At 68.8% G+C, this 23,008-nt stretch carries 19 protein-coding genes and 2 pseudogenes; 4 read left to right on the top strand and 17 right to left on the bottom strand.

Annotated features, from left to right (window positions below; translation table 11 throughout):
• Nucleotides 1-28 precede the first annotated feature (28 nt).
• The 3 genes from ACFU6I_RS19190 to ACFU6I_RS19180 form a co-directional block, all read right to left on the bottom strand.
• A complete protein-coding gene (locus ACFU6I_RS19190; RefSeq protein WP_384367887.1) occupies nt 29-1,513 on the bottom strand; it encodes a Gfo/Idh/MocA family protein in 1,485 nt (494 codons plus the stop codon).
• A 232-nt stretch (nt 1,514-1,745) separates the two neighbouring features.
• Nucleotides 1,746-4,670: an FAD-binding and (Fe-S)-binding domain-containing protein gene (locus ACFU6I_RS19185; protein WP_384367884.1), complete on the bottom strand. Its 2,925-nt coding sequence runs from the start codon at nt 4,668-4,670 to the stop codon at nt 1,746-1,748.
• 164 nt (nt 4,671-4,834) lie between these two features.
• Nucleotides 4,835-5,278, bottom strand: coding sequence for a MarR family transcriptional regulator (locus ACFU6I_RS19180; RefSeq protein ID WP_358856098.1), 444 nt, complete (start codon nt 5,276-5,278; stop codon nt 4,835-4,837).
• A gap of 117 nt (nt 5,279-5,395) precedes the next feature.
• Here ACFU6I_RS19180 and ACFU6I_RS19175 point away from each other — a divergent pair, with 117 nt between their 5' ends.
• The 3 genes from ACFU6I_RS19175 to mltG all read left to right on the top strand — a co-directional run bounded on the left by ACFU6I_RS19175 (nt 5,396) and on the right by mltG (nt 9,106).
• Nucleotides 5,396-7,201 carry an ABC transporter ATP-binding protein gene (locus ACFU6I_RS19175; protein ID WP_384367880.1) on the top strand — a complete coding sequence of 602 codons (1,806 nt, stop codon included), beginning with the start codon at nt 5,396-5,398 and terminating at the stop codon, nt 7,199-7,201.
• Nucleotides 7,202-7,267: 66 nt separating this feature from the next.
• Entirely contained in the window at nt 7,268-7,900 is a 633-nt protein-coding gene (locus tag ACFU6I_RS19170; RefSeq protein WP_384367877.1) for a hypothetical protein, read from the top strand.
• A 357-nt stretch (nt 7,901-8,257) separates the two neighbouring features.
• The gene (gene mltG, locus ACFU6I_RS19165) at nt 8,258-9,106 is read left to right on the top strand and encodes an endolytic transglycosylase MltG (protein ID WP_384367874.1); all 849 of its coding nucleotides are present in this window, start codon (nt 8,258-8,260) and stop codon (nt 9,104-9,106) included.
• Nucleotides 9,107-9,115: 9 nt separating this feature from the next.
• On the opposite strand, the gene ACFU6I_RS19160 is transcribed toward mltG, so the two are convergent.
• From ACFU6I_RS19160 to ACFU6I_RS19140, 5 genes and pseudogenes are all read right to left on the bottom strand, one after another.
• Nucleotides 9,116-10,243, bottom strand: a complete 1,128-nt coding sequence (locus ACFU6I_RS19160; protein WP_384367871.1) for an NAD(P)-binding domain-containing protein — start codon at nt 10,241-10,243, stop codon at nt 9,116-9,118.
• Nucleotides 10,244-10,281: 38 nt separating this feature from the next.
• Nucleotides 10,282-11,490: an LLM class flavin-dependent oxidoreductase gene (locus ACFU6I_RS19155; protein WP_384367962.1), complete on the bottom strand. Its 1,209-nt coding sequence runs from the start codon at nt 11,488-11,490 to the stop codon at nt 10,282-10,284.
• A pseudogene (locus ACFU6I_RS19150) lies at nt 11,487-11,701 on the bottom strand (ABC transporter substrate-binding protein); the annotation flags it as partial. The pseudogene ACFU6I_RS19150 and the gene ACFU6I_RS19155, both read right to left, overlap by 4 nt.
• Before the next feature lie 16 nt (nt 11,702-11,717).
• A pseudogene (locus ACFU6I_RS19145) lies at nt 11,718-12,134 on the bottom strand (ATP-binding cassette domain-containing protein); the annotation flags it as partial.
• A gap of 299 nt (nt 12,135-12,433) precedes the next feature.
• Complete coding sequence (locus ACFU6I_RS19140; protein WP_353961654.1) at nt 12,434-12,517, bottom strand: putative leader peptide; 84 nt, start codon at nt 12,515-12,517, stop codon at nt 12,434-12,436.
• Nucleotides 12,518-12,609: 92 nt separating this feature from the next.
• On the opposite strand from ACFU6I_RS19140, the gene ACFU6I_RS19135 reads away from it, so the two are divergent.
• A complete protein-coding gene (locus ACFU6I_RS19135; protein ID WP_384367868.1) occupies nt 12,610-13,032 on the top strand; it encodes a secondary thiamine-phosphate synthase enzyme YjbQ in 423 nt (140 codons plus the stop codon).
• A gap of 127 nt (nt 13,033-13,159) precedes the next feature.
• Here the strand turns inward: ACFU6I_RS19135 and ACFU6I_RS19130 are convergent, their stop codons facing one another.
• From ACFU6I_RS19130 to ACFU6I_RS19090, 9 genes are all read right to left on the bottom strand, one after another.
• Nucleotides 13,160-13,834, bottom strand: a complete 675-nt coding sequence (locus tag ACFU6I_RS19130) for a ThuA domain-containing protein (protein WP_384367865.1) — start codon at nt 13,832-13,834, stop codon at nt 13,160-13,162.
• A gap of 88 nt (nt 13,835-13,922) precedes the next feature.
• The gene (locus tag ACFU6I_RS19125) at nt 13,923-14,933 is read right to left on the bottom strand and encodes a hydroxyacid dehydrogenase (protein WP_384367862.1); all 1,011 of its coding nucleotides are present in this window, start codon (nt 14,931-14,933) and stop codon (nt 13,923-13,925) included.
• A gap of 21 nt (nt 14,934-14,954) precedes the next feature.
• Nucleotides 14,955-15,899, bottom strand: a complete 945-nt coding sequence (locus tag ACFU6I_RS19120; RefSeq protein WP_384367859.1) for a carbohydrate ABC transporter permease — start codon at nt 15,897-15,899, stop codon at nt 14,955-14,957.
• Nucleotides 15,896-16,792, bottom strand: a complete 897-nt coding sequence (locus ACFU6I_RS19115) for a carbohydrate ABC transporter permease (RefSeq protein ID WP_384367856.1) — start codon at nt 16,790-16,792, stop codon at nt 15,896-15,898. Before ACFU6I_RS19115 ends, ACFU6I_RS19120 begins: the two co-directional genes overlap by 4 nt.
• Before the next feature lie 96 nt (nt 16,793-16,888).
• Nucleotides 16,889-18,193, bottom strand: coding sequence for an ABC transporter substrate-binding protein (locus ACFU6I_RS19110; RefSeq protein ID WP_384367853.1), 1,305 nt, complete (start codon nt 18,191-18,193; stop codon nt 16,889-16,891).
• 114 nt (nt 18,194-18,307) lie between these two features.
• On the bottom strand, nt 18,308-19,408 hold the full coding sequence (locus ACFU6I_RS19105; protein ID WP_384367850.1) for a substrate-binding domain-containing protein: 1,101 nt from the start codon (nt 19,406-19,408) through the stop codon (nt 18,308-18,310).
• A gap of 121 nt (nt 19,409-19,529) precedes the next feature.
• Nucleotides 19,530-21,551 (bottom strand): PQQ-binding-like beta-propeller repeat protein, encoded by a 2,022-nt coding sequence (locus ACFU6I_RS19100; protein ID WP_384367847.1) that lies wholly within the window; start codon nt 21,549-21,551, stop codon nt 19,530-19,532.
• Nucleotides 21,552-21,605: 54 nt separating this feature from the next.
• Entirely contained in the window at nt 21,606-21,749 is a 144-nt protein-coding gene (locus ACFU6I_RS19095; protein WP_384367844.1) for a hypothetical protein, read from the bottom strand.
• 225 nt (nt 21,750-21,974) lie between these two features.
• Complete coding sequence (locus ACFU6I_RS19090; RefSeq protein ID WP_384367958.1) at nt 21,975-22,565, bottom strand: transposase; 591 nt, start codon at nt 22,563-22,565, stop codon at nt 21,975-21,977.
• Between the last annotated feature and the right edge of the window lie 443 nt (nt 22,566-23,008).

The raw sequence follows: 23,008 nt of genomic DNA, 5'->3' as shown, positions 1-23,008 counted from the left end.
CTCGATATAGGTCTCCTTCCAGCTCGGGTCACCTGCCGGCATGTGCTTCTTCCGGTACTCGGCGAGGCTTCGCCGAGTCCATGCCGGGGCGGGCCTTCTTCCACTCACCGCGGGTGAAGTCCGGGATCTGCTGCGGCGCGCCCTTCGCCTTGATGGAGAGGTGGCTGAGCGGTACCGGAGACGTCCAGGTCGCCGCGTCGTACACATCGAAGTCGGGAACGAGCCCCAGACGCATGCACTGCATCAGCCGGAACACCAGCATGTAGTCCATTCCGCCGTGCCCGCCGGGCGGGTTGGCGTGTTCCTTCCACAGCCAGTGGTCCCATTCGGCGTACGCGCCGAAGTTGCCCCAGGCGTCGTTGGTGTGGTCGGGCTCGATGTAGATGCGGGCCGGATAGTCCTCGAAGAGCCCCTTCGTGCCGCCGAGACTGTTGATACGCGAGTACGGATGCGGTGTGGACACGTCGTGCTCCAGCCGGATCACCCGTCCCTTGGCGGTCTGGACGAGACTGATCGTGCGGTCGCTCTCGATATAGGTCTCCTTCCAGCTCGGGTCACCTGCCGGCATGTGCTTCTTCCGGTACTCGGCGAGCCCCAGGGACGGCGAACCGACGCTGGTGATGCTCACCGCACGGTCCCCGCGGTTGAGATCCATGTAGTTGGCGACCGGACCGAACCCGTGGTTGGGGTAGAGGTCGCCGCGCAGCCGGGTGTGCCACAGCCGGCGCCATGGACCCTCGTAGTAGTCCGGATCGAACATCAGGCCGCGCAGATCGTGGTTGTACGCGCCCGCGCCGTGCAGCAGGTCGCCGAAGAGACCTGCGTGCGCCATGCGGAGCACCCGCATCTCGTTCCGCCCGTAACAGCAGTTCTCCAACTGCATGCAGTGCCGTCTGGTGCGCTCGGAGAGATTGACCAGCTCCCAGAGCTGATCGAGCTGGAGAGCGATCGGACACTCCACCCCGACATGCTTGCCGTGGAGCATGGCGGTCTTCGCCATCTCGAAGTGCAAGTCCCAGGGAGTCGCCACATAGACGAAGTCGATGTCCCCGCGTTTGCAGAGATTCTCGTAGTCGTCCTCGCCGTTGGTGTAGACGGCGGGAGCCGGCTGACCGGCGGCGGTCACCTTGGCGGCGGCCCGCTGGGCTTTCTCCTTGACCGGGTCGCACACGGCGACGACCTGCACTCCGGGGATGGCGAGATAGAGATCGATCATGCTGCCGCCGCGGTTGCCGAGGCCGACCAGGCCGACCCGGACGGTGGAACGCCCTTCGAACGGCACTCCCACCATGGTGGCGCCCTGGCGCTGCGGCGAGGCCGTCTGCGCCTGTCCATCGGCGGCGGAATCGGAGCCGAGGGGGGTGGCGGCGGATGCGGTGCCGCTGCCGAGACCGCCCAGTCCGAGCCCGGCACCGGTCACGCCGGCGGCGGTCGTCCACAGGACCGAACGACGGCTCATCGAGCCGTCGTCACCGTCCTCCGCACCGTGGTTCTGCTGTGCTGCGTCGTTCATCGATCCTCCAGGAGGGGGGTCTGACGTGCGCGGCTGTTGCTCTGAACCTCGTTCACGACCTTGATAGTTGAGGCTGCTGATACGCAAGGGGAGGGTTTGGACTCTCGAAACCGAATCCATGGACTTTCGTCCGAGGTCTATGGGTGCCCAGGAGAACGCCGACCACCGGGCGGCCCGGCGGATGCGGCCGGTCCCGGTGGTCGGTTGCGTACGCGGTCGTGCGAGAGACGGGTCAGGGGCGCGTCGCCCGCTCCAGTTCCATCAGGACGGAGTGGTACGCGCGCCCCGTGGCCCGGTCCATGCCGATCTCGCACATCCGGTTCGCGGAGAGATAGGCGTCGTACTCACGGGAGTTGACCTCGGCCGCCTCCTTCGCCGTGGCCGACGCGGTCAGCTCCTTGTGGAGCATCCCGCGGTCGCCCGCGAACGCGCAGCATCCGGCGTCGTCCGGTACGACGACCTCCTCCGCACACGCCTCCGCAACTGTCCGCAACTGCTCCACGTCGCCGAGATGCTGCATGGAGCACGTCGGGTGCAGCACCGCCGAGCCGGTCTTCCGCAGGATCGTCAGTTCCGGCAGCAGCTCGTCGGCCGCCCAGACGAGGGAGTCGACGACCGTCAGCTCCCGGTGCAACTCCCGGTTGTCCTCGGTGAGATAGGGCACGACCTCATGGGCGATGCCCAGCGTGCACGACGAGGCGTCGACGACCAGGGGCAGCTTTCCGCCGGCTGTCCAGCCCCAGGCGGCCTCCACGATGCGGTTGGCCATCACGACGTTGCCCTCGTCGTAGCCCTTGGAGTGCCAGATCGTCGAGCAGCAGGTCCCCGCGACGTCCTCCGGGATCCACACCGGCTTTCCGGCACGGGCCGAGACGGCGACGACGGCCTGCGGCAGCGACGGGCCACGCCGGCCTTCCGAACCGCCGAAGATCCGGTTCACGCACGCCGGGTAGTAGACGGCGCTCGCCCCGACCCGTGAGGTGCGGGGCAGTTTGCGGGGCGCCGCGCCGGGGATCTCGGGGAGCCACTCGGGCACCAGATCGGGGCGTACGGCCTTGCGGGCGAGCCCGGTGACGGTTTCCAGCAGCCGGTCGCCGATTTTGTCGGCCGCCGCGACCGCGAGCCGCGCCGAGGCCTCCACCGCCTTGAAGTTCCTCGCGGTGAGTGCCGCGATCCGTTCCTCGCGCGGTGAGTGCCGCTGGTGGCGGAAGTCCTTCATCAGGGCGCCGGTGTCGATGCCGACCGGGCAGGCGAGTTTGCAGGTGGAGTCACCGGCGCAGGTGTCGACGGCCTCGTACCCGTACGCGTCGAGGAGCCCGGTCTCCACCGGCGAACCGCCGGGCTGGCGCATCATCTCCCGTCGCAGCACGATCCGTTGGCGCGGGCTGGTGGTGAGGCCGTGACTGGGGCAGGTCGGTTCGCAGAACCCGCACTCGATGCAGGGGTCGGCGATCAATTCGACCTCGGGAATCGTCTTCAGCCCGCGCAGATGGGCCTTCGGGTCACGGTCGAGGACGATCCGCGGCGCGAGCACCCGGTCGGGGTCGATGACCTGCTTCGTACGCCACATCAGCTCGGTCGCCTTCGGGCCCCACTCCAGCTCCAGGAAGGGTGCGATATTGCGACCGGTGGCGTGCTCCGCCTTGAGCGAGCCGTCGAAGCGCTCCACAGTCAGCCGGCAGAAGTCGTCCATGAACGCGGCGTACCGGTCGACATCGGACGGCTTCGCCGCGTCGAACGCGAGCAGGAAGTGCAGATTGCCGTGCGCGGCATGGCCCGCGACGGCGGCGTCGAAACCGTGCTCGGCCTGGAGCCGGAGGAGGGCTTCGCAGGCGTCGGCGAGCAGCGACGGCGGGACCGCGAAGTCCTCCGTGATCAGAGTCGTACCGGACGGGCGGGAGCCGCCGACCGCGGTGACGAACGCCTTCCGGGCCTTCCAGTAACCCGAGATGACCCTGGCCTCGCGGGTGAACTCATTGGTCACCGAGGCGACCGGCGCGACAAGGTCCAGCCCCTCGACGACCGCGGCCGCCGCCCGCTCGTACGCCTCCTGCCCCGGCTCGTCCGGAGCCCGGAACTCCACCAGCAGCGCCGCGGTCTCCTTCGGCAGTTCGGCCCAGTCCGCAGGCACGCCCTGGACGCTCACCGACGCCCGCAGCGTGTTGCCGTCCATCAGCTCGACGGCGATCGCCCCCGCCTCGTTGAAACGGGGCACGGCAGCGGCGGCGGCGGTCAACGAGGGGAAGAAGAGCAGGGCGCTGGAGACCTTCCGGTCCAGCGGCAGCGTGTCGAAGACGACCTCGGAGATGAAACCGAAGGTGCCCTCCGAGCCGACCATCAGTCCGCGCAGGATCTGTACGGGGGTCGAGCCGTCCAGGAACGCGTCGAGCCGGTAGCCGTTGGTGTTCTTGATCTCGTACTTGGCGCGGATCCGGGCGGTCAGTTCCGCGTCCGCCTCGATCTCCGCCTTCAGGGCGAGCAGCCCCTCGCACAGCTGTGGTTCGGCGTGGGCGAGCAGTTCGTCCGCCGCCGGATCGGCCGTGTCGACGACCGTGCCGCTCGGCAGCACGAAGGTGAGCGAGGCGACGGTGCGGTACGAGTTGCGGGTGGTGCCCGCCGTCATTCCGGAGGCGTTGTTGGCGACGACCCCGCCGATCGTGCACGCGATGGCGCTGGCCGGATCGGGGCCGAGCAGCCTTCCGAACCGGGCGAGGGTGGCATTGGCGCGCATGACTGTGGTCCCGGGGCGGATCCGGGCCCGCGCACCGTCGTCCAGCACCTCGATGCCCGCCCAGTGGTGGCGGACGTCGACAAGAATGTCCTCGCCCTGCGCCTGGCCGTTCAAGCTGGTGCCCGCGGCCCGGAAGACGACTTCGCGGCCGTTGCCGCGCGCGTACGACAGGATCGCCGAGATGTCGTCGATGTCCTCCGGGACGACGACGACCTGCGGGACGAACCGGTAGGGGCTGGCATCGGAGGCGTATTTCACCAGGTCGGAGACGCTCCACAACACCTTCTCCGGCCCGAGCAGCGCGGTCAGTTCGCTGCGCAGCGGCTCGGGTGTGCCCGTGGCCCGCACGTCGGGGACCCGGTCGGGGGACGGGGTGCGTGCCGCACCCGGGCGAAGGACTTCCGGCTTCGGCTCCAACAGCGGCATGGCGATGGTCCCCTCGGTGGTTCGGTGCGGTCCTCCCACCTTTCTACCAGCGAGGATTCCCACCGCTCACGATCGGTGCAAGGCCTCGAGGCCGGCTTGCGAATCGGCCCGGCACGGGTTGCGCCGACTCACCCCGGCACCCGGCACAATCCGTAGGGGGAGCCTCAGCAGCGACGCTCCGGCATTCCCGCGACCAGAGTGGACAGCAGCCCGCCCAGCACCTCGCGCTGATCGGCGGTCAAGGGAGCCAGGATCTCTTCCGCGGCCGCCCTGCGCGCGTCGCGCAGCGAGCGCAGCGTGGCACGGCCCTCGTCGGTGATCTCGATCCGGACCACCCGGCGGCTGTCCGGATCCGGGGCGCGGCGCACCCGACCGCTCGCCTCCAACGCGTCGACCAGGCTGGTCACGGCGCGCGGCACGACATCCAGGCGCTGCGCGAGATCCGCCATCCGGGGCGGCCCGTCGTAGTGGGCGACCGTGCGCAGCAGCCGGAACTGGGCCGGCGTGATGCCGATCGGCTCCAGCTGGCGGCTCTGGATGCGCTGGAGCCGGCGGGTGAGCCGCAGCAGTTGCTCGGCCAGCAGGCCGTCGGAGTCGGGGGAGTCCATGGAGGAACAATATCAGGACGACGTTCATTGTGAGTATAGGTAACAATGAGCTATGCTCGCAAAGGTCGGACTGCCGCATGCGGCAGTCTCCCTCCGTCACGCCTGCCGAAGGAGCCCATGAAACCCGACGAACCCACGTGGACACCCCCGCCCAGGGACGCTGCGCGGCCGCCCGCCGAGCTGCGCCGCATCCTCCGCCTCTTCCATCCGTACCGCGGCCGGCTCGCGCTGGTCGGACTCCTCGTCGGCGCCTCGTCGTTGGTGTCCGTCGCCTCGCCGTTCCTGCTCCGCGAGATCCTCGACACGGCCATTCCCCAGGGGCGGACGGGACTGCTCTCGCTGCTCGCCCTCGGCATGATTCTCACCGCCGTGATGAACAGCGTCTTCGGCGTCCTGCAGACCCTGATCTCCACCACCGTCGGCCAGCGGGTCATGCATGACCTGCGCACGTCGGTCTACGCCCAGCTGCAGCGGATGCCGCTCGCCTTTTTCACGAAGACCCGTACCGGCGAGGTGCAGTCCCGTATCGCCAATGACATCGGCGGCATGCAGGCCACCGTCACCTCCACCGCCACCTCGCTGGTCTCCAACCTCACGGCGGTCATCGCCACCGTCGTCGCCATGTTGGCGCTCGACTGGCGGCTCACCCTCGTCTCGCTCCTCCTGCTGCCGGTCTTCGTCTGGATCAGCCGCCGGGTCGGCCGCGAGCGCAAGAAGATCACCACCCAGCGCCAGAAGCAGATGGCCGCCATGGCGGCCACCGTCACCGAGTCCCTCTCCGTGAGCGGCATCCTGCTCGGCCGGACGATGGGCCGCGCGGACTCCCTCACCCGGGGCTTCGCCGACGAGTCCGAGCGCCTGGTCGACCTCGAAGTGCGCTCCAGCATGGCCGGGCGGTGGCGGATGTCGACGATCGGCATCGTCATGGCCGCCATGCCCGCCATCATCTACTGGGCCGCGGGACTCGCCCTGCAGTCCGGGGGACCCGCTGTCTCCATCGGCACGCTCGTCGCCTTCGTCTCGCTCCAGCAGGGTCTCTTCCGGCCTGCCGTGAGCCTGCTCTCCACCGGGGTGCAGATGCAGACGTCCCTCGCACTCTTCCAGCGGATCTTCGAGTACCTCGACCTCAGGGTGGACATCACCGAGTCCGAGGAGCCCGTCCGGCTGGAGAAGGTCCGCGGCGAGATCCGCTTCGAGGACGTGGACTTCAGCTACGACGAGAAGAGCGGCCCGACCCTCAGCGGTGTCGATGTCACCGTGCCGGCCGGAGGCAGCCTCGCCGTTGTCGGACCGACCGGTTCCGGCAAGTCCACGCTCAGCTACCTCGTGCCACGGCTGTACGACGTCACCGGGGGCCGGGTCACGCTCGACGGCGTCGACGTACGCGAACTGGACTTCGACACGCTCGCCCGGGCCGTCGGCGTGGTCTCCCAGGAGACGTACCTCTTCCATGCCTCCGTCGCCGAGAACCTGCGCTTCGCCAAGCCGGACGCGACGGACGCCGAGATCGAGGCGGCCGCCCGCGCGGCACAGATACACGACCACATCGCCTCGCTGCCCGACGGCTACGACACGCTGGTCGGCGAGCGCGGCTACCGCTTCTCCGGCGGCGAGAAACAGCGACTGGCCATCGCCCGCACCATCCTGCGCGACCCGCCCGTCCTGATCCTCGACGAGGCGACCAGCGCCCTCGACACCCGTACTGAATTCGCCGTACAGGAGGCGATCGACGCCCTGTCTGCCGGGCGCACCACGATCACCATCGCTCATCGCCTCTCCACCGTTCGCGACGCGGACCAGATCGTTGTCCTCGACGGTGGCCGGACCGCCGAGCGCGGCAGCCACGAGGAGCTGCTCCAGCAGGACGGCCGCTATGCCGCGCTTGTCCGCCGGGACACCCAACTCGACCCCGTGACAAGCTGATCGGGGTGCGGAGAAGTGATCACTGGGGGTGTGGGGCCGGTTCTCCGTACGGCATGATCGCCGCCTATGAGAGCTCTGCTCGGGGTGGAACTCCCCGGATTCCGGCCCATGGACCACGACACATGGGGGAACGACGACGGCGATGTGCTGTCGGTGCATTTTTTCGGACTGCCGCCGGACCTGCCGGCGGGTCTTGACGACGGCCCCACGCTGCGGGAGTCGCTCACCCACTACACCGCGCAGGCGGGCGGCGGCCTGATCGAGGCGTCGGTGAAGCGTCTGGGCGAGCTGCCCGCGCTGCGTCAGATACTCAAGCTGCCTATGCCGGGGCAGCAGCACGGACAGGCATTCATCGGAAGCTTCACCGTGCCGCGTGCCGGGTGCAGCACGGTGGTGAAGGTCCAGGCGGCCGAGCATGGCATGACAGGGATGCGGGAAGCGGTGGTGCTGGCGAAGGTGGGCCATGAACACTACTTCCGGCCCCACCCCTACGCTCCTGACGTCCAGGGCGGGCTGCCGTTCCACGCGGCGGACCACGAGCGGTGGGACGCCGAGTTCCCCGACCATCCCCTGACCCGGGTCCGTCGTACTCTCGGTGTGCTCGCGGAGGCGGTCACCGTGGTACCCGAGTTCGCCGCCCTCCCCGAGTTCACCGGGCCGGGGAGGCGAGGGTTCACCGGGCCGGGGAGCCGAGGCTGAGACCGCACACGCGACGGCGCCGCCGCCCCCGTGGGACGGGGAGCGACGGCGCCGGGGCGGAGCAGAGGTCAGACGAGCCAACCCACGAAGTGGACGAGGCCGGCAAGCAGGTTGGTCAGGACGTTCATCAGGTGTTTCTCCTCGTACATGGTGCATCTCTGGGACAGCGCAGTCGCGGTCTGCAGCCCGTTGCTTGCGCCCTGTAATCATCAGCTGTCACAGGTGAGTTGAGCAACGATCGGCCAAACGATCACGCGTTCCAGCGAACACCCGATCCCCTGTTCGTGTGTTCTGTCCTCGCGGTGTGGAGCCGTGTCGTCCGTCCGAGCCGCGTACGGCCCGGGATAGCGTGCCCGCATGGCGAACGAGTCCCCGACCACCCGTCCCCACCGCAGACTCCGCCCCACCCGTCGCGGCCGCCTGGTGCTGTTCCTCGGTATCGTCCTCGTCCTCGGTGTCGCCGCAGCCGTCCTCGTGCCGCTGCTGACCAAGGAAGCGAAAGTCGGCCCGGAACGCACTCTCGTCATCCCGGAAGGATGGCGGGCCTCCCAGGTGTACGCGGCAGTCGACAAGGCGCTCGATGTGGCACCCGGCACGGCCGAGAAGGCTGTCGGAGCGGCGGAGCTCACACTGCCGGCCGAGGCGAAGGGCAACCCCGAGGGTTACCTTTTCCCGGCGACGTACCCGCTCGCCTCCGGCGCCACCCCGGCAGGCCTGCTGACCTACATGGTCGACACGGCAGAGCGGCGATTCGGTGGGGACCACATCGCCGCAGGGGCCCGTCGCAACAACGTCTCCGTCCACCGCACCGTGACGATCGCCAGCATGGTGCAGGCCGAGGCGGACACCACGGCCGACATGGCCAAGGTCGCCCGCGTCATCTACAACCGGCTGGCCAAGGACATGCCGCTCCAGATGGACTCGACGCTCAACTACGCACTGAACCGCAGCACCTTGGACACCACCGTCGGCGACACCAGGATCGACAGCCCGTACAACAGCTACGAGCGCAAAGGGCTGCCGCCCACCCCCATCGGCAACCCGGGGGAGCAGGCGATGGAAGCGGCGATCACGCCGACGCCGGGCCCCTGGCTGTACTTCGTGACGGTCGCACCCGGGGACACCCGGTTCACCGACAGCTATGCCGAGCAGCAGAAGAACGTCGAGGAGTTCAACCGCAACCGGCGCGCCGTGAGCGACAGCTGAGGGGCGAAGTCACACCAGAGCGGCGGTGTGCTCGCCCCCGTGGTCGACGGCGTCGTCCTCATCGGCCTTCAGCAGCTGCCTGATGGCACGCACCGCCGCCCGCCCCGCCCGATTGGCGCCGATGGTGCTCGCCGACGGCCCGTACCCGACGAGATGGATCCGCGGGTCCCGTACGGCCTGCGTGCCTTCGACCCGGATGCCGCCGCCGGGCTCGCGCAGCTGCAACGGCGCGAGATGGTCGATGGCGGCGCGGAACCCGGTCGCCCAGAGGATCACATCGGCGTCCACCGTCCGCCCGTCGTCCCAGGCCACCCCGGTCGGGGTGATCCGGTCGAACATCGGCAGCCGGTCGAGTACCCCCTCCTCCCGGGCCCGCCGCACGGCGTCGGTGACCGGCAGCCCGGTCACGCTCACCACGCTCTGCGGCGGCAGCCCCCGCCGTACGCGCTCCTCCACCATGGCGACGGCGGCCCGCCCCTGGTCCTCGCCGAACGGCCCCTCCCGGAAGACCGGAGGCCGACGCGTCACCCAGAAGGTGTCCGCCGCGACCTCGGCGATCTCGATCAGATGCTGCGTGCCGGAGGCGCCGCCACCGACCACGACCACTCGCTGTCCGGCGAACTCCTGGGGTCCCGGATAGTTCGCGGTGTGCAGCTGACGCCCCCGGAAGGTCTCCTGGCCCGGGTAGCGCGGCCAGAACGGCCGGTCCCAGGTGCCGGTGGCATTGATCAGGGCGCGCGTGGCATACGCACCCTCGGTGGTCTCGACGAGCAACCTCCCGCCGTCGCCATCGCGCACCGCGCTCACGTCCACGGGCCGGTGGACCCTCAGGCCGAAGGTGTGCTCGTACGTGTCGAAGTACGCGCCGATCACTTCGGACGACGGGCGGCTGTCGTCGGCGCCGGACAGTTCCATGCCGGGCAGCGCATGCATGCCGTGGACCTTGCCGTACGTCAGTGAGGGCCACCGGAACTGCCAGGCGCCGCCCGGACGGGGCGCGTGGTCGAGCACGACGAAGTCGCGGTCGGGCTCCATACCTGCGCGGCGCAGATGATAGGCGCCGGACAGGCCAGCCTGTCCGGCGCCGATGACGACCACGTCCACTTCGCGTGCTGCCACGACCCCAAAGTTGTTCACGCTTCTACCAACGACTTCGAGCTCAGGGATCTTCCCGGTCAGCGACCCCCGGCGATCAGCAGGGGTGCCCCGCCCGGAGCGGACGCCGGGCGGCCGTTCGCGGCAGGAACCCCCAGCAGCGGCGATGCCGGAACGGTCGACAGCAGACCGCGCGCCGCCAGCTCCGGTGTCACACCCTCGCCGAACCAGTACGCCTCCTCCAGATGCGGGTAGCCGGAGAGCACGAAGTGGTCCACGCCCAGCGCGTGATACTCCTCGATCCGGTCCGCGACGTCCGCATGGCTGCCGACCAGCGCCGTGCCCGCGCCGCCCCGCACCAGACCGACGCCCGCCCACAGGTTGGGCGCGATCTCCAGCCGGTCGCGCGAGCCGCCGTGCAGGGCCAGCATCCGCTGCTGCCCCACCGACTCGCTCCGCCCCAGTGCCTGCTGCGCCGCGGCGATCGTCTCGGGATCGAGATCGCCCAGCAGCCGGTCCGCGGTCGCCCACGCATCCTTCGCCGAGTCGCGCGAGACGGTGTGCAGCCGTATCCCGAACCGGACCGTACGGCCCTGTTGCTCCGCGAGCCCGCGGATCCAGTCGATCTTCTCCTTCACGGCGGCCGGCGGCTCGCCCCAGGTCAGATAGACATCGGCGTGCGCGGCGGCCACGGGCCCGGCCGCCGCCGATGACCCGCCGAAGAAGATCTCCGGCAGCGGTTGCGGCGGCAGCGCCGTCAGTCCGCCCTCCACCTGGTAGTGCTCACCGTCGAAGTCGTACGGCTGCCCGCTCCACGCGCCCCGTACCACCGAAAGGAACTCAGCGGTCCGTGCATAGCGCCGGTCGTGATCCAGATGGTCGCCGAACCGCCGCTGCTCGGTGGAGTCGCCGCCCGTCACCACATTGAGCAGCAGCCGCCCCCGGGTGATCCGCTGATATGTCGCGGCCATCTGTGCGGCCAGTACCGGCGAGATCACCCCCGGCCGGAACGCCACCAGGAACTTCAGCCGCTCGGTGTGCTGCGCCAGCGCCACCGTCGTCAGCCAGGCGTCCTCGCACCACGTACCCGTCGGCGTCAGCACCGCCTCGAAGCCGAGCTGTTCGGCTGCCTTGGCGATCTGCGCCAGATACTCGATGTCCGGCGCCCGCACCCCGCTCACCGGCGCGTCGCGGTCCCGCTCGATCCCGCCGTCGGGGTACGCGTGCCGGTCGACGAGCGTGCGGCCGTCACCGCCCGTGGGCAGGAACCAGTGCAGATGAACAGTCATGACGAGGCCTTTCCGTACGAGCGGGGGCTGCCGAGGACGCGGGCAGATCGCGGTCGAACCTGGTGTCGACGAAGTCCTTGAAGGCGAAGCGGCGCGGAGTGATCTTCCGATCGGCGAACGTGTCGGCGATCTCCAGCTCCGACGCGATGGCCACCGGATCGATGGCGACGGGCACCCGCGTCCCGTAACTGCGCTTCACCGCGTTCCGCGCCGTGGCGCACGGCAGTATGCGTGATGAGCAGCATCGCGCAGCCGCGCCGCTGCCGGAACTCGGCGACCAGCTGCTGCGCCTTGATCCGGGACAGCGCGTCGAGCGCACCGAACGGCTCGTCGAGCAGCAGCCGATCGGGTTCGCGCACCGGGGTCCGAGCCGGCGAAGCCCGCTGCGCCTCACCACCGGCGAGCGTCTCGGGCCACGCCCCGGCCCGCTCACCGAGCCCGACCTCTTCCAACGCCCGCTCGGCCACCGCCGGTTCGGGTTTGCCCGCCAACCCGAGCGGTACATTGCGCCGGACCCGCTTCCATGGCATCAGCCGAGACGCCTGGAAGGCAACAGCCCGCCGTTCGGGCACAAGTACCGTGCCCGTGAGTTGCTCGTCCACGCCCCGGATACCGGTGCGTGAGCCGCGGGCGGACGTCGGCACGACGGGCTCGAGTTCGACCTCCCGGTATGAATCGGCTGTATTGATTTCCTCTGATCCAGCCGGCGGGGCGAGGGCATGGCCAAGGGGCATGAAAGCTCCACGAGCAGTCCACGGACGGGGAGAAGGCACGGCTCGACGGCCCGGCACCCGGACGGCGGACCCGTTACGGCACGGGAGCTACGACAGGGGAAGGGCGCGGCGGCGTTCGACGAGGCGCCTTATGGCAACAGAGCGGTGCGCAAGTCAGGTGCGGGACGGAGGAACCCTCGGTCACCTGCGGATTACGTGCTGAAGGAACGTCAGCAGCCGTGACAACACACGGCAGATGCCACCCGCAGCAGGTCGATGTGACCGCGCGAAGTGAGCAGAGCTGAACGGAACATGTCGCCGAACGTAGCGACGCAGCCCGGAACCGGTCAATGCTGTCTCGGCACGTGGACGCGCCATCTCGTGTCACGAGGGAGAAGATGGGGGCATGCCTGATGCCTTCAGCACCAACGTTCTGCATATCACGACCGGTGCCGCCGAGACGGTCACCGACCTGACGGACGACTGCGTACGGTTCCTCACCCGCGCCGCGGTCGGCCGGGACGGCCTGCTCAACATTTTCGTGCCGCATGCCACCGCCGGAATCGCCATCCTGGAAACCGGAGCGGGCAGCGACGACGACCTCCTCGCCACCCTCCACACACTGCTGCCCGGGGACAATCGCTACCAGCACCGCCACGGCAGCCCCGGCCACGGTCGCGACCACGTCCTGCCGGCCCTCATCGCACCGCACGCCACACTGCCGGTGATCGGCGGACGGCTTGAACTGGGTACATGGCAGTCGGTGTGCCTGGTCGACACGAACATCTCCAACACCGACCGTCAGGTTCGTCTGAGCTTCCTCGGCTGACCAGGCTCACTCGGCGGGGTGGTGCCGCCGACATTTTTTCGTGACCGGGCACTCCGGACACATGGGAAGTGCCCTCTGCCGGTGACAGCGCAGCGGGGAATTCATGGCCGCCCGAGGGGGCCAGGCATCAGCAGCCCGCCGCCCAGTGAAGGCCACCCAGGAGGTGGCCGCGAAAGGCAGGATCGGTGTAGGCGTCGTCCGCGTGGCCCAGCGACGAGTAGAACGAGCGGCCGGCGCCGGCTTCCTTGCACCACACCAGGGGGTGATCGGCACCCATGCCGCCTCCCTCGTAACCGGTCTCGTCGATGGTGGCGAGGACCTGTACACCGGGGCGTCGCGGGTTGCTCCGGAAGTCGTACCATTCGTCGTTCCAGTCCCACCGCGGCGGCAGATGGCACATCGCCGGATGGCTCCGGTCCTCGACCAGCACGGTACCGGGCTGGAAGTCCGGGTGGCCGGCGAAGCGCGCGCCGAGCAACTCTCCGTAGTACGGCCAGTCGTACTCGGTGCAGGCAGCGGAATGAACGCCCATGAAGCCGCCGCCGTCGGAGATCCAGCGCCGCAGCACCACCCGTCCGTCCGGGGTGAGCACCTCGCCGCTGGTGGACAGAAAGACCACCGCACTGCGCCCCGCCAGGGAAGCGGCGGTGAAGACCGAGGGGTCGTCGGAGGTCTCCACGGTGAAGCCGTGCTCCTCGCCCAGCTCGCGCAGAGCCGCCTGCCCGGCAGGGATCGAGTCGTGGCGGTAGGCCGTGGTGCGGGTGAAGACGAGAACATCCGACAGGCGGCCGGTCTGGGACATACTGGCACTCCGGGTTTCTGACACGCAGGATGGTCGCGGTGGTCGGCGCTGTCGCGCAACGGGGGCGGTGGGGCAGCAGCCCGGGTGCTCAGGCCGAAGTGGTCAGGGCCGCTCGGGTCACGGGATAGGCGAACTCCCGCCCGGAGCAGTAGCGTTCGACCTCGTCCAGCGCACTGCTGGTGATGCGCAGGAGCTCACCGCCGAGTGAGCCGGCGATGTGCGGGGTCAGCAGCACGTTCGGCAGCGAGTAGAGCGGTGAGGTCGCCGGCAGCACCTCGGGTTCGGTGACATCGAGGACGGCGTGGATGCGTCCCGACAACGCCTCGGCGGTGAGGGACTCGGTGTCGATGAGGGAGCCACGCCCTGTGTTGACGAGTGTGGCACCGTCCCGCAGGAGCGACAGTCTGCGGGCATCCAGCAGGTGGTAGGTCTCGGGCAGCGCGGGGGCGTGCAGCGAGACGACGTCGGAGGCGGCCAGCAACTCATCGAGTTCGACTAGCCGTACGCCCATCGACCGGACCGCCTCGGGGTCGAGGTGCGGATCGGCCAGCAGGATGTCGAAGTCGTGGGGCCGGAGCAGCTCCAGCACCCTGCGTCCCACCAGTGACGCGCCCACCAGGCCGATCGTCCGGCGGTAGTTGCCGAAGCCGGGGAAGCGCGCTGTCCAGTCCAGGGCGTTTCGGTGCTCGCGGTAGAGCCCGCGGATTTCCAGGACGCGCTTATTGGCGAAGAGGATGGCAGCGACCGTGTACTCGGCGACGGGTACGGCGTTCGCGGCGGCCGCGGTGGAGACGAGAAGGCCGCGGTCCCAGCAGGCGTCCGTCACATGGTGCTTGACACTCCCCGCCGCGTGCACGACTGCCTTCAGCGCGGGCATGCGTGTCAGCACGGCGTCGTCGAGCGGGGGGCATCCCCAGGACGTGATCAGGATTTCGACAGCTGCCAGGTGCGGAACGGGGGCGAAGTCCTCGGCGACGACATGCGGGTCGATGTCGACGAGACGGGTCAGCCGGTCGACCGCGGCCGACGGGAACAGGGCGTCGCGGTGCCGGCGGCCCATCGCGAACAGGGCGCGCGGGCGGGGCGGAGTGGATGGCATCGGGATCCTCACGACGACGGTCTACTTGACGGCGCCGGCTGTCATGCCGGACTTCCAGAACCGCTGGAGCATCAGGAAAAGGACGACCAGCGGGACCACGGACACCAGCGATCCGACGATGGCCAGGAGGTAGTCCTGCGGGTGCCCCTGGGAGAGCGCGGAGGAGTACCAGACGTACAGACCGAGGTTGACCGGGAAGAGGTCCTTGCCGGACAGCATCACCAAGGGCAGGAAGAAGCTGTTCCAGATCTGGGTGAACTGGAAGAGAAAGATGGTCACGAAGCCCGGCGCGATCATGGGCAGGGCGATCCTGCAGAAGGTCCTGAACTCGCCTGCCGCGTCCACACGGGCGGCCTCCAGGACCTCGTTGGGGATGTACGAGGCACTGAACACCCGGGCCAGGTACACCCCGAACGGGAACACGAGGCCGGGGAGGAACACACCCCAGAAGGTGTTCACCAGACCGGCCTTGGCCGCGAGCAGGTAGAGCGGTATCGCCATCGCCGTTCCGGGCACCATCACGCCCAGCAGAACGAAGGAGAAGAGCTTCTCCTTGCCGGGGAAGTTCAGTTTGTCGAACGCGTACCCGGCGGCCACGCTGAACACCGTCGCCAGTAGCGAGCCGACACCGGCGTACAGGATCGTATTGAGCAGCCAGCGCAGGAAGATCCCGTCGTCGACCTCGAACAGGTACCTGAGGTTGTCGACGAGCGCGAAGTCCTTGCCCGGTGCGAAGCCGTTCGTGGCGAAGAGGTCCTCGCGGCTCTTGGTGGACGACAGCACGAGCCAGAGCATCGGCAGAAGGGTGTAGAGGGCGGCGAGCCCCAGCATCGCGGTCACACCGGCCTTGGACAGCAGGACCGATGGACGGTTCCCGGGGCCCCGCCGGCCCGGCGGGGCCGTGTCCGTCCGCTCCGGAGCCGGAGGGGCGCCGGCGGGGACAACGCGTGTGATGGTCTTGGTCACGGCTTGCTCCTGCTGCGCGAAATGCGGGTGACGAGGAATGACAGCACCGCGGCGAACAGCGCTATGAGCAGCGAGGCCGCTGCTGCCAGACCGAAGTCGTTGTGGGTGAAGGCGGCTGTCTGGACGAACATGTTGGGCGTCCAGCTGCTGCCGATCGAACTCGACGCGCTGTAGATGACCTTCGGCTCCGTGAAGAGCTGGACCGATCCGATCACGGTGAACAGCACGGCCAGCGCGATGGCCGGACGGATCATCGGCACCTTGATCGACAAGGCGGTACGGATACCCCCCGCACCGTCGATTTTCGCCGCGTCCAGGGCCTCGGCCGGCACCGCCTGGAGGGCGGCGTAGAAGATGACCATGTTGTACCCGATCCACTCCCAGACGGCGATGTTCGCCGCGGAGAAGACCGCGTTGTCAGCCGACAGGAAGTCGATGTCGAGGCCGCCGGCGCTCAGGAAGTCGATCACCGGGCTCAGCCCGGGCGTGTAGAGATAGACCCAGATGAGTGCCGCGATCAGACCGGGTACCGCGTGCGGGAGGAACAGGGCCAGCTGGAAGAAGGCCCGCGCCCTGGCCAGCGCGGTATCCAGCAGCAGGGCGAGGACGAGCGCGCCGCCGATCATCACGGGGATGTAGATCGCGACGTACGCGGCGATGGTGATGAAGCCGCTACGGAACGCCGGGTCCGACAACGCGTGTACGTAGTTGTCCAGTCCTGCGAACACCTCTTCCGTGCCGCCGAAGCCGAGGCCGGAGGTGTGGGTGGTGAACAGGCTCATCCAGCCGGCGTAGACCAGCGGGGCGAGGGTGACGGTGGTGAAGAGGATGAAGAACGGTGCCAGGAGCAGCGCGGCGGTACGGCGCTGGGCGCGGGCTGACGGAGTTGTCATACCGGGCCTTTCTCGATGGGAGCGGGAAGCTTCGGGGCGGGAGCCGATGCCGGCCTCGACCGGCGGGGCGGGCATCGGCCCACCAGGGGTCGCGTACTACGGGGCGACCTTCATCCCGCGACGCTCCATGTCCTTCACGGTGGCCTGCTGCGCACCGGTGAGAACGTCGAAGAGCTTCACCTTGCCCTGGGCGACCTTCGGGAGCTGGTCGACGATGGCCGTGTTGGTGGTTCCCATGACGGGACCCCACGTCCAGCCGGGCCGGACCGCTGCGTAGGACGTGCTGCCCAGGGCGTACACGTCCTGGCCGCCGTAGTAGTCGGTGGGGAAGGCGGCCTTGGTGACCGGTACGAGACGGGGATCGGCGGGGAACATGCTGCTGGTGCCGGAGGAGACCCACGCCTTCATGCCTTCGGGGTCGGTGGTGATCCACTTGATGAACTCGGCGGCGGCCGCGCTGTTCTTGGCGCCCTTCGGGATGACGAAGGAGGAGCCGCCATACATGGCGGATGCGGGCTTGGCGTCCCAGGTCGGGACCGGGGCCACCGACCACTTGCCCTTCTGGTCGGCGACGGTCGCCTGCTGGGCTCCCGCGCACCAGCTCGCACATACGTAGGCGACGGTCCGGTTCTGCTGGACGCTCGTCCAGAACGGGTCGAGCGAGCTGAGCGAGTGGACGAGGTCCTTCCGGGCAAGGTCACCCCAGTAGTCGGCGACCTTCCGGGCGGGAGCGTCGGTCAGCGACACCTTCCAGGAGTCCTTCTCCGTACCGAACCACTGGGATCCGGCCTGCCAGGAGAGGGCGGTCAGCAGTCCCGGGTTGTCGGTGTACAGCACCCCGCCCCGGGCCTTCGGGTCCGCCTTCTTCACCTGACCGGTCATGCTCCGGTACTCGTCCCACGTCTTGGGGACGCTGATCTTGTGGCTCTTGAAGAAGTCGTTCCGGTAGTACAGCATCAGCGGCGCGGCGTCGCGGGGAATACCCCACGTCTGGCCTCCCAGCTCGACCAACTGCCTTACGGACTGCGGGAAGTGGTCCTTGACCAGGGGACCGAGCGATGCGCTCAGTGTCTCCAACTTGCCCTGAGTGGCGAACTCCGGCAGTTGCGGGTACTCGACCACCGCGACATCCGGGACGGTGCCGGCCTTCACTGCGTTCGTGAGTTTGGAGTAGTACTCCTGGCCCGAGGGCACCGCCTCGAACGTCACCTCGATGTCGGGGTGGGTCCGGTTGAAGGCTTCCGCCACCTCTTGGGAGCCCTTGACGAAGGACCAGAAGGTGACCTTCCCGGTGCCCTTCTCCGCCGTGGAGGTCCCGCTGTCCGAGTCTCCACATCCCGTGGCGAGCAGGCCGATTGCTGCGACGGAGCAGACCAGCGCTGTCAGCCGTCTACGAAACATGATGTGCCACCGATCGTTTGCTTGGGTGTCACCGCAATCATTCGTTACGTACGACAGCGAGTCAATGCATTCACTTTCGATTTTTTTCAAACGACAGTAAATGTCATCGCGTGGCTACGCATCCGCCCGACGGTCGGCACCACAGGACGCGCGAACCCGCAGTTCCGGGCGGAGCAGAATCTCCGCCAGCGGCGTGGCAGGGTCGGACAGCCGACGTACCGCCAGGTCGAGCGCCCACGAGCCCACCGCCTGCTTGGGAGGGGCCACCGCGGTGAGCGGCACCTCGCTCATCTCGGCGACCTCGTCGTCGTACGTGACCAGGGCCAGGTCCTCCGGCACCCGCAGCCCCCGAGCGCGCAGGACGCCGACGAGGGCAATGGCATCGATGTCGTTGTGCACCAGCGCCGCCCGGACCTCGCCCGCCTCCACGGCCCGGAGCACCTCGTCGAAACGCGCGTCGGCCGGAGCCGCATCACCGTTGGTGACGACGCGGAACTCCGGCCCGGGCCTCAGCCCCATGGCCTTCACGGCGTCGGCGTAACCGACGCTGAGCAGAGCCGTGTTGGGGCTCTCGACCCTGGCGACCAAGGCCACTTGGTCGTACCCGAGCGAGGCGAGGTGACGTACGGCGAGGGCCGCGCCGTAGGCATGGTCGGAAGCCACCTGCTCCAGCCTGCCGGCCCGAATCCCCGCCCTGCGCTCCACCAGCACGGCCGGCACCTCCAGGGTGCTCAGCCACTCCTCGGTCTCGTCCAGCGGGCGCAGGCCCGGGTGCAGCATCAGCAGCAGGCCGTCGACCCCGTCGGCCATGAGCTGGCGGACCTGCTCCCGGTTCTCCGCCAGCGACTCCCCGGAGACGGCCAGTACGACACGGACACCGAGCGCGCGGGCCGCCTTCTGGACACCGCGGATCACCTCCGCGTAGTAGTAGCCGCCCGGAGGCACCACCAGCCCGACGGCGTACTTCTCCGCGGCGGGCACCGGCGCGGAGGCCGGGAACTCGGCGGGAACGTGCGTGGGCGCGGCGGCGTCCGGGGCCAGGGCCCTGGCACCACCGTGCACCCGGGTCAGCAGCCCCCGGCCGGCCAGCTCCCGCACGTCCTGGCGCAGGGTCACGGCGGAGACTCCCATCTCCTCGGCCAGCGCCTTCACAGTGATCGAGCCCTGGCGCTCCACCGCACGCAGGATCGCTTCCCGCCGTTCGTCAGCCAACACCTTCAGACCCCTCTCGGTAACGAGTGAACATCGCCTTTCACTCGACAACCGAAAGATATCAATCAAAAGTCAACGTTGGTCGGGACCAGGGGATCCGGGGCACAGCGACCTCATGGCCGGGTCAGTGCGACGGCCTGTCGTCGACCGCGACGAGGTTGCCGCCGCGGAGCGTATAGAGCAGACCCTCGTGCACGTTGACATGCGGGCCGCTGTACCAGGCTCCGTTGATGTCGGCGACGACCGTGCTGACGGCGAACGTCTTCGGGTGGAAACGGAAGAGGGTCGTGTCCGAGACGCCGTACACCACGCCCCGGTTGGTGACCATGGCGGCGAAGCCCTTGCTGACACTGCTGACGTCCGAGGTGTGCACCACCTTCCGGGTCCGCCGGTCGACGACGAACAGACCGCCCTTCGTGGTGAGTCCGTAGAGGTTCCGGCCCTGCACCGCCAAGGCCGCCACGCCCGCCGACTGCTTCGTGTCGACGCGCCACTGCTCCTTTCCGGTGACCGGATCGACGGCGACGACCGTGGCGCGCGGCCCCTCCTTCTGGGCATTGTCGCCGCCCAGATAGGCGACGCCGTCCCGGTTGGCCACGGCCCGGACGAGCTGGACGTCGTCGATCGGATTGGCGTAGGCGGCCGACGCCCCGGTACTGGGGGAGTACGTCCACAGGGCGCCGCCGCCCTCGGTGTCGGACTGCACACCGACGAGGAGCAGCTTGTTGTCCGGGTCCCACGAGACGTCCAGCGGGCGGTTCTGCTCGCTGGGGAACTTCGCTGCCTGCTCCGGCTGCCGCCGCCGGGAGGGGTCGTACCGCCAGATGCCCTGCGAGTTGTACTGGCCGGTGTACAGGACGCCCTCGATCACTTCGGCGTCCTTGGCCTCGCCGGGCGCCTGCAGGTTGACGACCTCGCCGGACTGCAGATCGCGCCGGGAGATGGCACCGTTGCCGCCCAGGTACACATAGCCGTGACCGGCGGCGATCCCCATGCCCGCCTGCGGACCCGCCTTCGCTCCCGCGTCGTGCAGGTCGGTGACCACCGATGTACGGGCCGCCACATCGATCTCGGCGACGAAACCATAACCGGAGACGACCGCGAGCTTGCCGTCGATGTGGTCCACTCCCCAGATCTCACCGAGGTCGGGCCCGGTGAATTCCACGCGGGAGATCGTCTTGTCGGCCTTCGAGTAGGCCTCCACTCCCGATTCGGAGGCGAAGTAGATCCGCTCGGAGTCGGAGGCGAACATCTTGATGACCTTGCCCTCGGTGGCCACCAGCGTGTACGAGGAGAAGTCCGCCAGGTCGATCACGGCGAGCTTCGCGGGATCGACCCCGCCCGACGTGCCGACGATCAGCTTCCCGTCCTGGACGGCGAGTTCCCGCAGGCTGGGGTCCTTCTCCATCTCCTTGGGCACGATCGAGGTGAACTCGCGGCTCTTCCGGTCGAAGGCGAACAGAGACGCCCTGCTCGCGCCGCTCCCGCCGGCGAGGACGCTGCCCGCTCCGAAGAAGACGGTGGTGTCCGTGGCCGCGACCGCCCTGGCCAGCGTCGCCTGCGGGTCGGGGGCGCCCAGATTGCTCACGGCACCGGTGGCGGGGTCGTACTGCCACAGGACGGGCGGCTTGTCCGGGACCCCGCCCACGGCGAAGACCGTGCCGTCGGGGGCGACCGCCAGATCACGGATGTCACGGTCCTCGGTCCTGCCGATGGGCACGGCGGGCTGGTCCGGCGTCGTCAGGTCCCACCGGTAGAGATTCGGCTTGCCACGGTCGGACTTGACCAGAACGCCGATGTACAGGTACCGCCCGGTGGGGTCCGCCGCCAACGCCTGGATGGAGGGCTCGGGCCCGGCGTCGAGGTTCGTGTACGACACCACCTTCCGGCTCGGCAGATGGAACCCGACGACGCTGGAGGGGTTCAGGTTGCGCGAGCCGATGTAGACGGTGTCGCCGACCAGCAGGCCGCTCATCAGGGAGAACTGGACCAGACCCGGTCCCAGATCCGTCACCTTCGTCGTGGCCGCCGCCGCGGGTGCCGCGCCGGCCTGCGAGGCGAGAAGAGGTCCGGCGGTAGTGGCCAGCCCGAGCGCGCTGCCGGCCTGGAGCAGCCGGCGCCTGCTCAGGGAACGAGAGTGGGTCATCTGTACTCCAAGGGGTGTGTTGGGTCTGTGGAATCACGGATCCACGGATCCACGTCAGGACAGATCGAAAATGCGGATGCCGTCGTGCTGGACGATCCGCGTGGGTATGTCACCGCTCTCGATCGACTCCGGGGGACGGCAGAGCCCCCACTTGGTGAATCCGTGCTCGGCCGGGTTGTCCGGCCGGTTGGTGCGCACGTTCTCGTCTGCTCCTCGGCATCGTGGGGCTGCGAGAACCGGTCGAAGACCGCCCAGGTGGTGTCCATTCAGCACGCTCACATGGTGTGACCGAAACAAAAACGATGAAACGATATCGCTTGACCCTGCTTCGAGGGTGGCCTGCGTTGACTGCATGCTGCCACGGTTCCGAATGAAATCGGAAGACCGGCGACGTAATTCGGCATAAGCCAAGGTTCTATGAGGTCATGGCCAAGTTTTCGTAGGTGGAGGGGGGTGTTGATCCGAAACTTCGCGGGCGTGCCTGTTGTGAAACATCCATCGTTTGACGGAAATCGATGTCGAATGGCATCGAGGTGATGGCCTCGTCATCACCGAATGGGCCAGTGCCTCCTCGCCCGACCGGTCCCACCACGCGGGCGGCCCGACAGCACCGCGCTGATGGGTCTTGATCTCGGGGAAGACGGACTCGACCTCCCAGCGTTCGCGGTGGAGCGCGGCCAACTGCCGGGCCGGATACAGTCGCGCGTCCCGCAAGGCGGTGACCAGGCGGTAGCCATCGGCCGCACCCTCACCGGCCCGGTCCTTGAGCTGGTAGGCCAGGACGCGGACCACAACCGGCTCATCCCGGGCAGGACCTCTGCCTGCCCTCATCCGCGAGAGCCATGCCCCGTCACGCAATTGCGTGACGACTGGCAGGACCCGATTGGCGGGTACTCGCCACAGCAGGTCGACACCGGTGGCGGTGAAGGCACGCCATAACGGGACACCGAAGAACTCACGATCGGCCAGGGCGACTTGGCCCGGGCCGACCGAACGGGGTAGCCGGCCGACCAGGGTGACCTCCCGGTGCGGCAGCCGGCGAGTTCCGCATCCAGCACCGCATGGCTGCCCACCTCCACCAAATCAGCCATCCGCACCTGAGGAAACGCGCTCCTGCTCGACCCGCGGCCACTGCCCGGACGTCCGAACGCGGCCGCGTTGGCTTCGGTATCCGCGACGCCCCGGCAGGCCCCGTCCACCGCGAGCAGCCGCAGTCCACGCCAGAACGTGCCGGGCGTCTCCTCGGTGGCCATCGGCTCGGCCGTCGTGGCGAACAGCACGCGCAAGGACTCACAGCCCAGCCGCTGCCGGTCCCAACAGGATCAACGGCCGTTCCTCCCCCGCTGGTTGCTCGCCACGGCCGTCCTTTCCCGGCCAGCGGCGCCGGCTGTGCGCTGCGCCGGTGGTGGCCGGTGGCGCCGGTAATCGGCCGCCCGCCTGGCACGCACCGCCCATGG

This window comes from Streptomyces sp. NPDC057486 (genome assembly GCF_042802415.1).
GTDB classification, from domain to species: domain Bacteria; phylum Actinomycetota; class Actinomycetes; order Streptomycetales; family Streptomycetaceae; genus Streptomyces; species Streptomyces yanii.
The sequence above is the reverse complement of the archived record's forward strand: the minus strand, read 5'-3'. Positions and strand labels throughout refer to the sequence as shown.